Source organism: Microbacterium sp. ABR10, assembly GCF_057812175.1.
Window position 1 is genome coordinate 1,097,008 of the sequence record NZ_CM173821.1, and the last position, 12,094, is coordinate 1,109,101.

Below are 12,094 nucleotides of genomic sequence, written 5' to 3' on the forward strand. Positions count from 1 at the left end.
CATGCCGCTGCGCGTGAGCCTGGTCTCGGCCGACGCCGAGGTGTGGACGGGAGAAGCGTCTCTCGTCGTGGCCAAGACCGTCGAGGGCGAGATCGGCTTCATGCAGGGGCACGAACCGGTGCTCGCCATCCTCGCCCAGGGCGAGGTGCGCATCACTCGCACCGACGGAACGAAGATCCTGGCCAACGCCGAGGACGGCTTCCTGTCGATGGCGAGCGACGAGCTGACCATCGTCGCCGGAAACGCCTCACTCGTCTCCTGACGCCGCTTCATCGCTGACGCGCGTCGCCCGATCACTCGGGCGGCGCGCGTCGCCGTTTTCCCGGAGTGCACATGCTCGTCCTGCTTCCCCCGTCCGAGACCAAGCGCCCCGGAGGTGTGGGCGCTCCGCTCGACACCGCCCGTCTCGTCTTCCCGACCCTCCGCAAGCCCCGCGACGCCGTCGTGGACGCCCTCGTCGCGTTGTCCGCCGACGAGGACGCGGCCGCACGGGTTCTCAAGCTGAGCCCGAAGCGACGGCATGAGATCGCCGATAACGCCGCTTTTCGCACTGCGCCCACGATGGCCGCCGTCGACCGCTACACGGGGGTGCTCTACGACGCGCTGGATGCCGCGTCCCTCGACGACGAGGCACGCTCGTGGCTCGGGGCGCACGTCGCCATCCACTCAGCACCGCTGGGGCCCGTGGGAGCCCTCGACCGGATTCCGGCGTACCGGCTGGCGGCGGGTACATCTCTCCCCGGTGTCCCGCCGCTCCGACGCATCTGGGCCGACGCGGTTCGCGATGCGGTGGCCGCGACCACCCCCGACTTCGTGCTCGACCTCCGATCCGAGGCGTACGTCGCCCTCGGGCCCCTCCCTTCGACGGTCTCGTCCGCATACGTCCGTGTCGTGACCCCGACGCCGGAGGGAGCGGCGCGCGCGCTGAACCACTTCAACAAGCACGCGAAGGGAGAGTTCGTGCGTGCACTTGCGACGCACCGCCCCGCGGTCGCGGACGTCTATGAGCTTCGAGCCTGGGCGACGTCGACGGGGTGGGCGATCGTCGACGGTCGAGACGGCGAGATCGCCCTCGTCGTGTAAAAGTGGGACGTGTCTTTCAGTGTTCTCACAGCTTCGCTAACATGTGAGCGCACGGGGCGTACGGACGCTTCGTCGCGCACTCGCCTGGAAAGGAATCCACATGAGTGGTTCGTCTTATACCTACGATGACGGGAACGGCTTCGCTGCCCTCGCATTCCTGATCGTCTTGCTGCCCCTGCTGCTCATCAGCATCTTCGCGGGCTACATCATCTCGTCGTTCTTCCTCATGAAGATCTTCGAAAAGGCCGGCGTGCAGGGCAAGTGGCGCGCCTGGGTGCCGATCTACAACACGCTCGTGGCGGCGAAGCTCGGCGATGTCTCGCCGTGGGCGTATCTCATCGTGGTCGTCGGCGCGAGCGTTCTGAGCAACATCCCGGTGATCGGCTTCGTCTTCGGGCTCGTGGCGCTCGCAGCCAGCGTCGTGGTCGCCTGGCGGATCGGTCTGAAGTTCGGCAAGGACTGGCCGTTGCTGCTGCTGTGGCTCATCCCCGGCGTCGGAACTCTCATCTGGCTCGGCATCCTGGCCTTTGGATCCGCCCGCTGGAACCCGGCCATCGCGCCCGCACCCTGGGCGAACACCATCGCCGCCGACAAGACCGTCTGGGACGGCGTCCCGGTGCAGCCCGGCCAGCAGGTCACCGGTACCGGTGGCCCCGGCTACGGGGGGCCCGGTTACGGCGGCCCCGCAGCGGGCTCCACGCCTCCGCCGGCGCCGGGCTCCACGCCCCCGCCGCCCGCGCCGCCGCAGTTCTGATCCGGTGAAGGGCCTCTCGCGTGGCGGGAGGCCCTTCGTCGTCGCGCGGGTGAAGCCGTTCGCTCGGAACCGGCCCAGCGGGTACGACGTCGGCGCTCGTCCGGTCACCCGGTGCCGTCCGCGTCTGGACGCTTCGCGCCGCCGGTGGGCCGACTGCGCAGGGGAGGTTCGCGGGTCACGTCCAGGCGTCTACTAGGATGACAGGGCCGTGCGTTTTCGCCGGCTCTGTCGTCGGCCAACCGGAGGATCTTTCGTGCCCGAGGTGACCACCCACACGCGCAACGTCCCGTTGGGGTCGATGACTCTGGAGCTGTCGTGGGCTGCTGGCACCGACACCGGTCGGCGGCGCGAGGTCAACCAGGACGCCGTCCTCGCCGAGTTCCCGCTGTTCGTCGTCGCAGACGGAATGGGCGGCCATCTCGGCGGCGAGATCGCCAGCGCGAGCACGGTCGACCGTCTGCGTGCCGTCGTCGAAGGCGGCGCAGTCTCGACGAAGAACATCGAGAAGGCCCTGTCGCGTGCGGTGAAAGACATCGTCTCGCACCCCGAGACCACCGACGAGGGCACCGGCACGACCCTGACCGGGGTCTACCTCGAGACGCATACCGAAGAGCCGCACTGGGTGACGCTGAACATCGGCGACTCGCGGGTCTACGTGCTGCGCGACGGCGAGATCGTGCAGGTCACGACCGACCACTCCGTCGTACAGGAGCTCATCGCCGCGGGTCGGCTCAGCCCCGAAGAGGCTGAGAACCACCCCTACGGCAACGTCATCACCCGCGCCGTCGGACCGAGCGACAGCGTCAAGCCCGACTACCTGCGACTCGACGTCCTCGACGGCGACCGCTTCGTGATCTGCTCGGACGGGCTCACGAAAGAGCTCACCGACTTCGGCATCCGCCATTTCCTCGAAGCCAACTCCGACCCCGCCGCCGCTGTCGAGGCGATGATGGCCGCGGCTCTCGAGAACGGCGGCCGCGACAACATCACCATCGTCGTCCTCGACGTCGGTCGCCGCGACGCCTGACCTCGCGCTCCACCCCCGCCGGAGTCAGAGCCGCGACGCCTGACCGCTCAGCCCGACGTCTTCGTCGCCGCGACTCCTGACCTCGCGGCCCGCCGGGACCGAAGTCTCCGCTTGACCGCGGTGGGGCGCGGCTCCTACGTTCAGGTCATGACCGCTGCACCCGAACGCACGGCCGGCAAGGGCTTGGCCACCGGCACCCTGGGCCTGTGGGGCTCGACCGTGATCGGTTTGGCATCCACTGCCCCGGTGTACTCCCTCGTCGCCACCCTGGGGTTCGTCGTGCTCGCCGTGGGGTCGTCGGCGCCGATCGCCTTCATCATCGCGTTCATCCCGATGCTGTTCATCGCCTTCGCCTACCGCGAGCTGAACAACGACGTGCCCGACTGCGGAACGACGTTCACGTGGAGCACGAAGGCTTTCGGGCCGTGGATCGGGTGGATGGGCGGGTGGGGCGTGGCCGTGGCCGGCATGGTGGTGCTGGCGAACCTCTCCCAGATCGCGGGCATCTACCTGTGGTCGCTGATCGGCGACGGATCCCTCGCCGAGAACGTCCCGCTCGTCACGGCGACGGGTGTTGCTTTCATCGCGGCGATGACCTACGTCAGCTATCGCGGGGTCGAGATCGGCGAGCGGATCCAGAACGTCCTGCTCGGAGTGCAGTACCTCGTGCTGGCATTGTTCGTGGTGCTGGCGCTGTGGAAGTTCTTCGACGGCACCGCACCCAACCCGACCCCGTTCGACATCGCGTGGTTCAACCCGTTCGGCTTCAGCGACTACAGCGGCTTCATCGAGGCGGTGCTGCTGGCCCTGTTCATCTACTGGGGATGGGACACCTGCCTCGCCCTCAACGAGGAGACGAAGGACCCGAAGCGCATCCCCGGTCGGGCGGCACTGCTGACGACCGTGATCCTGCTCGGCACGTACGTCACAGTGACGGTCGCTGCCATGATGTACGCCGGTGTCGGCGAGGACGGCGCGGGCCTTGCGAACCCCGAGAATGCGGATGACGTGTTCCTGGCGCTCAAAGACGGGCTCTTCGGACCGTTCGGCTGGGTGCTCATCGTCGCGGTGCTCATCTCCGCCGTGTCGTCGACGCAGACCACCATCCTCCCCACCGCACGCGGAACCCTCGCCATGGCGGCGTACAAGGCCCTGCCGCGCCGCTTCGGGACGGTGCACCCCCGCTACCGCACGCCGTCGTTCTCGACGCTCGTGATGGGCATCGTCGCGAGCGTCTACTACGTGGGCATGACGCTGATCAGCGACAACATCCTGCAGGACTCGATCCTCTCGCTGGGGCTGGCGATCGCGTTCTACTACGCCATGACCGGGTACGCCTGCGTCTGGTACTTCCGCCGCGAGCTGACCCGGTCGGCGAAGGACCTCGTCACCCGTGGCATCCTGCCGCTCCTCGGAGCCCTCATGCTCACGTACGCCTTCGTGCAGTCCGCTATCGACATGTACGACCCCGAGTACGGCAACACCGTGCTCCTCGGGATCGGCGGGACCTTCGTCGTGGGGATCGGCGCGCTGGCGATCGGTTTCGTCCTGATGCTCATCTGGTTCGCCTTCCCCGGGGCGAAGCCGTTCTTCCGGGGTGAGAGCCTGAACCGCGACACCGAGGTGCTCGTGCCCGACGAGCCGATCGCCTACCCCAGGTCGGTGGACGGCGGCATCTGAGCGCCGGGCCGTCGCCCTCAGACGGCGGAGCGGATGGCGCCGACCTCGTGGCCGCCGCCGAGCACCGACAGCGACAGGTGGGAGACGACGTCGGCAACGGCCTCGGGTGCGAGCGCTCCGACGCGCTCCAACAGGCGCAACGCGACGACGTGTCCCGCCCGGTTGGAGCCGTCGAGCATCTTCAACGCCACCGTGGTCCCGTCGGGGGCCGTCATGACCTGCACGCCCTCGGCGCCCATCTTGCTGAAGACGCCGAGACGCTCGATGACCACCGTGTCGGGTCGACCGGGGCCGTCGATGGTCCACGGGTGCTCGCGAACGGCGCGCACGAGGGTGCCGGCGCTGCGATGCAGCGCGAAGGGCGAGCGCTCCGACGACGTGGCGATGCGCTGGATGGCACGCGCCAGCCCGACGAGGCTCATGGCGTACACCGGGGCGCCGCAGCCGTCGATCGCGGTGGTCGTCAGCCGCTCGCCGACGAGGCGTTCGATCACCTCGCGGATGTGCACCTGCAGGGGGTGCTGCGTGTCGAGGTACCCCTCGGTCGCCCACCCGTTCGCGACGCACGTGAGCAGCATTGCCGCGTGCTTGCCCGAGCAGTTCATGCGAAGAGGCGAGGGAGCGCCATGGTCGCGCACGAGCTCATCACGCGACGCGGCGTCGGACGGCCATGCGGCGGGGCAGCCCAGGTCGTCTTCGGTCAGACCCGCCGACTGCAGGATGCCGCGGGCCACCTCGGCGTGCCGCTCGGTGCCGCAGTGACTCGCCATCGAGATCGCGAGACGCTCGTCAGCGAGGTCGACGCCGGCTGAGAGGCACGCGAGCGCTTGCAGGGGCTTCATGCTGGAGCGGGGGAGGAACGCGGCCGTGGCGTCACCGAGGGTGAGCATCTCAGACCCGTCGGGGGCCAGGACGACAGCGACACCGTGGTGTCGCGACTCGACGAATCCGTTGCGGTCGACGACGGCGAGCTCGGCGAAAGCGGGGGGCGTGGGCATCCCTCCATGGTATCCCGGCACCCCTTCGCCGGCGGGTGGCCGTCGTCGGCGCGAGGCGTCGTCGTCTGTTGCACATCCGGGCATGTCGGGCGACGAATTGCGGCGACTCGCGCGGTGGGAGACCGGGGGAGGGGCAGACTGGGGACATGAACGGAGAGCATCACTACCGCCTGCGCTCGACCTGGACCGGCGACCGGGGGAGCGGCACGAGCGGCTACCGCGACTACGACCGCGCCGTCACCCTCGAGGTCGAGGGCAAGCCGGCCATCGCGGCATCCGCCGACAAGCCCTTCCGGGGCGACCCCACCAAGTGGAACCCCGAAGAGCTGCTGCTCGCGGCCCTCAGCGAGTGCCACCTGCTGTCCTACCTGCATGCGTGCACCACGACCGGGGTCGTCGTCACCGCGTACGAGGACGACGCGATCGGCACGATGCAGGAGGACGGCAACAGCGGCGGAGCGTTCACCGAGGTCGTGCTGCGGCCGCGCGTGCGGGTCGCCGAGGAGTCGATGGTCGAGGCTGCGCGCGCCGCGCATCGGCAGGCGCGCGAGTGGTGCTTCATCGCGAACTCGGTCAACTTCCCCGTGCGACACGAAGCGGAGATCACCGTCGGCTGAGCGAGGTGCGCGTCGGTGCACGGGATAGTGCGGCGTCGTACAGTGAGCGGATGCAGCTCGAACCGACCCTCCGGCGTCTCGATCGGATCGCCGGCGGACGTCAGGCCGATCACCGCGTCGCGGTCTCGGACGACCCGAAAGTGCGTCGCGCCTTCCGCGCGATCACGCTCCTGCTGGCCCTGGGGTTCGTCCTCGGCGTGGCGACGGTGGTCTTCGCCCTCGTGATGACGGTCAGCGGGGACGACGTCGGGTTCGCCGTCTGGATGCGCTGTCTGGTCGTGCTGGCGATCACCACGACGCTGTTCTATTTCCTGTGGCGGGCGCGGGCCGGGTGGTACTGGGCATTCCGCCGCCTGCAGCTGTTCAGCCGCATCTTCCCCGTCATCGCCCTCGTGCTGGCGGCCATCCCCGGGCTCTACCCGTTCTGGGTGGTGACCGAGCAGATCCTCTTCGCGATCCTGCTGATCGGCGTCTCCGACTACCTGCAGTCCGACGCGATGCGCGCGGCGTATCCGAAGCCGCAGCGCTGAGACTCGGCATCCGGATGCCGGGAGCCCGGCCACGCGAGGAGGTGACCGGTCTTCCTCGCCGGGCGCTGCCGCGTCTATCTGTGCGCGAACGACGGAACCCCGCCGGCAGGACGCCGACGGGGTTCCGTTCGTGATGAATGCGCTCAGCGCACGTCTTCGTCGACCCAGTCCATCGACTTGGTGACGGCCTTCTTCCACAGGCGCAGCTCGCGGTCGCGCTCGGCGGAGTCCATGTCGGGCTCCCAGCGCTTGTCCTCCTGCCAGTTGGCGCGGAGGTCGTCGAGGTTGTCCCAGAAGCCCACGGCGAGACCCGCGGCGTAGGCGGCACCGAGGGCGGTGGTCTCGGCGACGACGGGACGCACGACCGGCACGCCGAGGATGTCGGCCTGGAACTGCATGAGCTCGTCGTTGGCGGTCATGCCGCCGTCGACCTTGAGCTCGGTCAGGTCCACGCCCGAGTCGGCGTTGACGGCCTCTAGCACCTCGCGGGTCTGGAAGGCCGTGGCCTCCAGGGCGGCGCGGGCGATGTGGCCCTTGTTGACGAAGCGGGTCATGCCGACGATGGCGCCACGGGCGTCGGGGCGCCAGTACGGCGCGAACAGCCCCGAGAACGCCGGGACGAAGTACACCCCGCCGTTGTCGTCGACGGTGCGGGCCAGGGCCTCCACCTCGGGAGCCGAGGAGATGATGCCGAGCTGATCGCGCAGCCACTGGATGAGCGAGCCGGTGACGGCGATCGATCCCTCGAGTGCGTAGTGCGCGGGCTGGTCCCCGAGTTTGTACCCGAGGGTGGTCAGCAGACCGTTCTTCGAGCGGACGATCTCCTCACCCGTCTGGAAGATGAGGAAGTTGCCGGTGCCGTAGGTGTTCTTGCTCTCGCCCGGATCGTAGGCGGCCTGACCGAAGGTCGCGGCCTGCTGGTCGCCGAGGATGCCGGCGATCGGGGTCTCGCGCAGCAGAGACGACGACTCGACGGCGCCGTACACCTCGGAGGAGGAGCGGATCTCGGGCATCATCGAGCGGGGAACACCGAAGTCCGACAGGATGTCGTCGCGCCACTCGAGGGTCTCGAGGTCCATGAACAGCGTACGGCTGGCGTTGGTGACATCGGTGGCGTGCACGCCACCGTCGGTGCCGCCGGTGAGGTTCCAGAGCACCCAGGTGTCGGTCGTGCCGAAGATGAGGTCTCCGGCCTCGGCCTTGTCGCGTGCGCCGTCGACGTTCTCGAGGATCCAGACGATCTTGGTGCCCGAGAAGTAGGTCGCCAGCGGCAGACCCACGATGCTCTTGTAACGCTCGGGGTCGCCGTCGGCGAGGCGGTCGACGATCGACTGCGTGCGCGTGTCCTGCCAGACGATGGCGTTGTAGACGGGCTTGCCGGTGTTCTTGTCCCAGACCACCGCGGTCTCGCGCTGGTTGGTGATACCCACCGCGGCGATGTCGTGGCGGGTGATGTCGGCGCGGCTGAGGGCCAGGCCGATCACCTCCTGGGTGTTGCGCCAGATCTCGAGCGGGTCGTGTTCGACCCATCCCGCGCGGGGGAAGATCTGCTCGTGTTCCTTCTGCCCGACGGAGACGACGCTCCCGGACTTGTCGAAGATCATCGCGCGCGTCGAGGTCGTGCCCTGGTCGATGGCGAGGACGTAGTCGGCCATGGAGGGACTCCTTTGTCTTGTTTCAGTGGAAGAGGTGGGAAAGCGGGTCGGGCGCCGGCGGCGCCCCGGGGGTCAGGAGCTGAGGCCGAGGAGCACGGGAGCCAGCAGGCCCGCGAGCAGACCACCGACGAGGGGGCCGGCCACGGGGACCCAGGCGTAGCCCCAGTCGCTGCCGCCCTTGCCCTTGATGGGGAGGATCGCGTGGGCGATGCGGGGTCCGAGGTCACGGGCGGGGTTGATCGCGTAGCCGGTCGGGCCACCCAGCGAGGCGCCGATACCGACGACGAGCAGGGCCACGGGAACGGCTGCGAGACCGCCGATTCCACCCGGGACGCCGATGTCGGCTACGCCGTAGTCGCTGAAGCCGAAGATCACGAACACCAGGACGAAGGTGGCGATGACCTCGGTGAGGAAGTTGAAGCCGTAGGAGCGGATGGCGGGACCGGTGGAGAAGACGCCGAGCTTCGCGGCGGGGTCGGGCTCGTCGTCGAAGTGCTGCTTGTACGACGCCCAGGCGAGCACGGCACCGATGATGGCACCCACCATTTGCGCTGCGACGGCCACGAGGAACTGGACGAAGGCGATCTTGCCGGCCACCAGCAGGCCGATCGAGACCGCGGGGTTCAGCTGTGCGCCCGAATACGCGGAGACGATGACACCGGCGAAGACCGCCAGACCCCATCCCCAGTTGACCATCAGGGTGCCGCCGGCGTTGCCCTTGGTCTTGGCCAGGGCCACGTTCGCCACGACGCCACAACCCAACAGGATGAGCATCGCGGTGCCGACCACCTCCGAGAGGAAGTACAGCCCCAAGTTCACTTCTAGCATGTCGTCATCGACCTTTCTTCGGTCACCCGGTCAACTTCGGCGCGGGTGATGTTATGCGGCTCAGTGCTCTGAACCTACGACCGGTGTGCGGGCGCGCAACAGACGGCGCGCCCGCACGTTCTCTCAGATTCGAGCGACTCCGGCCTGAGCGAGGTCCACACGGTGGGATGCGCGCAGGATCTCCGTCGTGCGGGAGACCTCCTCGTCGACCCGATCAGCGTCCCAGCCCAACGGCGCGGCGATCGTCTCGGCGACTTCGCGCAGGGTGCGGTCGGTCATGCCGCCGACGAAAGCGAGGTGCGTACGCCGCAGCAGCACGTCGATCAGGTGCACGACCTGCTCGTTCTCGGCGATCCAGGTCAGCTCCTCCCGGTAGTAGCCGGGGGCGTCGGGGACCGGCGTCGGCTCCGAGGGAAGGGCGGCGAGGATCGCGTCCGCGCGCGTGCCGTAGCGCTCGAGCATCGCCTCGACGAGGTCGGCGCTGTGCGCATTCGTGCGCGCCGAGACCCAGCGACGACGCTGCTCGGGGGTGGCGGGGAATCCGGCGCCGCCGCCGATGGACAGCCCCTGCGTGCTGACCCGGTGCGGACGGCGCAGCTTCTGCAGCGTCTTCATGCTCAGGTGCTCGGCGAGGGCGCGGAACGTCGTCCACTTGCCGCCGACGAGACTCAGGGCCGGGACACCGGCGATCTCGTCCTCGACGATCCGGTAGTCGCGCGACACGAAGCCGGGGGCGGTGTCGTCGTGGCGGGGGAGCGGACGGATGCCGGAGAACGTGTAGACGATCTGCGAGCGGTCCACCCCGACGTTCGGGAAGACATGTCCGATGAGGTCGAAGAAGTAGGCGATCTCGTCGTCGGTGCACACGACCGGCTTCGACGGGTCGGCGTCGATGTCGGTGGTGCCGACGAGCACGCGGCCCTTGAGGGGGTAGATGAGCACGATGCGGCCGTCGGAGTGCTCGAAGAAGATCTCGCGTCCACCGGTGGCTGCGAGCAGCTCGGGGTTGTCGAGGACGATGTGCGAGCCCTTGGTGCCGCCCATGAACGTCGTGGTGAGCCCCATTGCCGCGTTGGCGAGGTCGGTCCAGGGGCCTGCCGTGTTGAGCACGACCTTGGCTTTGACGCTGAACTCCTCGCCCGAGATCTCGTCGCGGACGCGGACGCCGTCGGCGTCGGCACCGACGGCCGAGACGTAGTTGACCGCCTGCGTGCGACCGCCGCCGGCCTCGATGCCATCGCGCAGCACATCGAGGGCGATGCGTTCCGGGTCGTGCATGGAGGCGTCGAAGTAGGTCGCGGTGTAGGCGAGGTCGGAGTTGAGCTGGGGGAGCTCGGCGAGCGACTTCTTCTTACCGAGGAACTTGTGCCGGGGGACCGAGCCGCCGTCGCGCGAGAAGGTGTCGTACATGATCAGGCCGACCTTGATCAGCAGAGCGCCGCGTTCGTTGGGCTTGCCGCGGCCGTGCGTGACGAGCAAGCGGAAGGGGGCCGAGAGGATGCCGGAGAACGTCTTGTAGATCGGGATCGTCGTCTCGAGCGGCTTGACGTAGTGGGGAGCGGTCTTGAGCAGGTCGTTGCGCTCGGTCACCGCTTCTTTCACGAGACGGAACTCGCCGTTCTCGAGGTAGCGGATGCCGCCGTGCACCATGTGGCTCGACGCGGACGACGCTCCCGAGACGAAGTCGCCGCGTTCGACGAGGGCGACCCGCACACCCTGCAGGGCGAGGTCGCGGAGAGTGGCGAGGCCGTTGATGCCCCCGCCGATGATGAGGACGTCGAGGCCTTCGGCGTCACGGAGCGCCTGAACGTCGGCGCGGAGCGGAGTTGCGGGGGACGACATGTCGACTGCGACCTTTCGTTGGGGTACCCGATGAGGATGCGCCTGTGTGCACGTTGTTGCAAGCCCCTTGAACAAACGTGCAGAATGGGCTTCGTGATAGCGAGAAGATCGTGACGACGCAAGCCGAGGAGCGCTCCCGCGACGCGCTGCGCGCCGCGCAGCTGTACTACATGCAGGACCTCACGATGGATGCCATCGCGCACGAGATGCGCGTCTCGCGCTCGTCGGTCTCGCGTCTGCTGCAGCACGCCCGCGACGTGGGACTCGTCACCATCTCGATCAGCCCACCCGACGACGCACGGGGGCAGATGGCGCAGCGCATCGCCGACCGGTTCGGAATCACCGCGCACGTCGTGCCCACGCCCGCACGGACCTCCGAGGCGGAGCGCCTCGAGCGGACCGCGCTGACCGCGGCGCGCATCCTCGCCGAGCGCGTCGAGTCGTCCATGACCGTCGGGGTGGCCTGGGGGTCGACGCTGTCGGCCGTGGCCCGCCATGTCCCGCTCAAAGACGTGCACGACACCCACATCGTGCAGATGAACGGAGCCGCGAACGTCCGCACCTCCGGCATCCCGTACGCGGGGGAGATCCTGTCGAGGTTCGGCGCGGCGTGGTCGTCATCGGTGCACCAATTCCCGGTGCCGGCGCTGTTCGACGACCCGCGCACCAAGCACGCCATGTGGCGCGAGCGCTCGGTGCGATCGGTGCTGGAGATCCAGCAGCGGGTGGGGTTGTTCGTCTTCGGTCTCGGCTCGCCTCACGCCGACGTCCCGTCGCACGTCTACAGCGGCGACTACTTCGACGAGCGCGACCGTGCGGTGATCGAGCGCGAGGGGGTTGTCGGCGACTGCGCGACGGTGTTCTACCGTGCGGACGGGTCGAGCGACATCCCGGAGCTGAACGCTCGCTCCAGCGGACCCGACCTCGACACCGTCCGTCGCATCCCCCGGCGGTTCTGCGTCGTGTCGAGCCTGTCGAAGCTCGACGGTCTGCGCGGAGCGCTCGCCGCGGGACTGATCACCGAACTCGTCGTCGAGGAGGCGCTCGCTCGCCGCCTGCTCAGCGTCCCCCGCTGAGCAC

General features: G+C 68.6%; 12 protein-coding genes. 8 read left to right on the forward strand and 4 right to left on the reverse strand.

The genetic code is table 11. From position 1 onward, the window contains the following. The first annotated feature begins 1 nt into the window (after position 1). From ACXKZF_RS04960 to ACXKZF_RS04980, 5 genes are all read left to right on the forward strand, one after another. On the forward strand, positions 2–262 hold the full coding sequence (locus tag ACXKZF_RS04960) for a F0F1 ATP synthase subunit epsilon (RefSeq protein WP_055958082.1): 261 nt from the start codon (positions 2–4) through the stop codon (positions 260–262). A 71-nt stretch (positions 263–333) separates the two neighbouring features. After that, positions 334–1,083, forward strand: a complete 750-nt coding sequence (locus tag ACXKZF_RS04965) for a YaaA family protein (RefSeq protein ID WP_488985569.1) — start codon at positions 334–336, stop codon at positions 1,081–1,083. A 100-nt stretch (positions 1,084–1,183) separates the two neighbouring features. After that, positions 1,184–1,837: a large exoprotein gene (locus ACXKZF_RS04970; RefSeq protein ID WP_243223620.1), complete on the forward strand. Its 654-nt coding sequence runs from the start codon at positions 1,184–1,186 to the stop codon at positions 1,835–1,837. 253 nt (positions 1,838–2,090) lie between these two features. Further along, a complete protein-coding gene (locus ACXKZF_RS04975) occupies positions 2,091–2,864 on the forward strand; it encodes a PP2C family protein-serine/threonine phosphatase (protein WP_055958073.1) in 774 nt (257 codons plus the stop codon). A gap of 147 nt (positions 2,865–3,011) precedes the next feature. After that, positions 3,012–4,544: an APC family permease gene (locus ACXKZF_RS04980; protein ID WP_488985570.1), complete on the forward strand. Its 1,533-nt coding sequence runs from the start codon at positions 3,012–3,014 to the stop codon at positions 4,542–4,544. A gap of 17 nt (positions 4,545–4,561) precedes the next feature. On the opposite strand, the gene ACXKZF_RS04985 is transcribed toward ACXKZF_RS04980, so the two are convergent. Further along, complete coding sequence (locus tag ACXKZF_RS04985) at positions 4,562–5,542, reverse strand: asparaginase (protein WP_055958067.1); 981 nt, start codon at positions 5,540–5,542, stop codon at positions 4,562–4,564. Between the two features lie 146 nt (positions 5,543–5,688). Between ACXKZF_RS04985 and ACXKZF_RS04990 the strand changes: the two genes are divergently transcribed. Both ACXKZF_RS04990 and ACXKZF_RS04995 read left to right on the forward strand, forming a co-directional pair. Next, on the forward strand, positions 5,689–6,159 hold the full coding sequence (locus ACXKZF_RS04990; RefSeq protein ID WP_055958064.1) for an OsmC family protein: 471 nt from the start codon (positions 5,689–5,691) through the stop codon (positions 6,157–6,159). A 50-nt stretch (positions 6,160–6,209) separates the two neighbouring features. After that, the gene (locus ACXKZF_RS04995; protein ID WP_055960039.1) at positions 6,210–6,689 is read left to right on the forward strand and encodes a hypothetical protein; all 480 of its coding nucleotides are present in this window, start codon (positions 6,210–6,212) and stop codon (positions 6,687–6,689) included. Positions 6,690–6,832: 143 nt separating this feature from the next. Here the strand turns inward: ACXKZF_RS04995 and glpK are convergent, their stop codons facing one another. From glpK to ACXKZF_RS05010, 3 genes are all read right to left on the reverse strand, one after another. After that, positions 6,833–8,344 (reverse strand): glycerol kinase GlpK, encoded by a 1,512-nt coding sequence (gene glpK / locus ACXKZF_RS05000; RefSeq protein ID WP_055958061.1) that lies wholly within the window; start codon positions 8,342–8,344, stop codon positions 6,833–6,835. A gap of 72 nt (positions 8,345–8,416) precedes the next feature. Then, on the reverse strand, positions 8,417–9,172 hold the full coding sequence (locus ACXKZF_RS05005; protein WP_488985571.1) for an MIP/aquaporin family protein: 756 nt from the start codon (positions 9,170–9,172) through the stop codon (positions 8,417–8,419). A 123-nt stretch (positions 9,173–9,295) separates the two neighbouring features. Continuing rightward, entirely contained in the window at positions 9,296–11,014 is a 1,719-nt protein-coding gene (locus tag ACXKZF_RS05010) for a glycerol-3-phosphate dehydrogenase/oxidase (RefSeq protein WP_243223617.1), read from the reverse strand. A gap of 110 nt (positions 11,015–11,124) precedes the next feature. Between ACXKZF_RS05010 and ACXKZF_RS05015 the strand changes: the two genes are divergently transcribed. Further along, positions 11,125–12,090 carry a sugar-binding transcriptional regulator gene (locus ACXKZF_RS05015; RefSeq protein WP_488985572.1) on the forward strand — a complete coding sequence of 322 codons (966 nt, stop codon included), beginning with the start codon at positions 11,125–11,127 and terminating at the stop codon, positions 12,088–12,090. Positions 12,091–12,094: the final 4 nt, after the last annotated feature.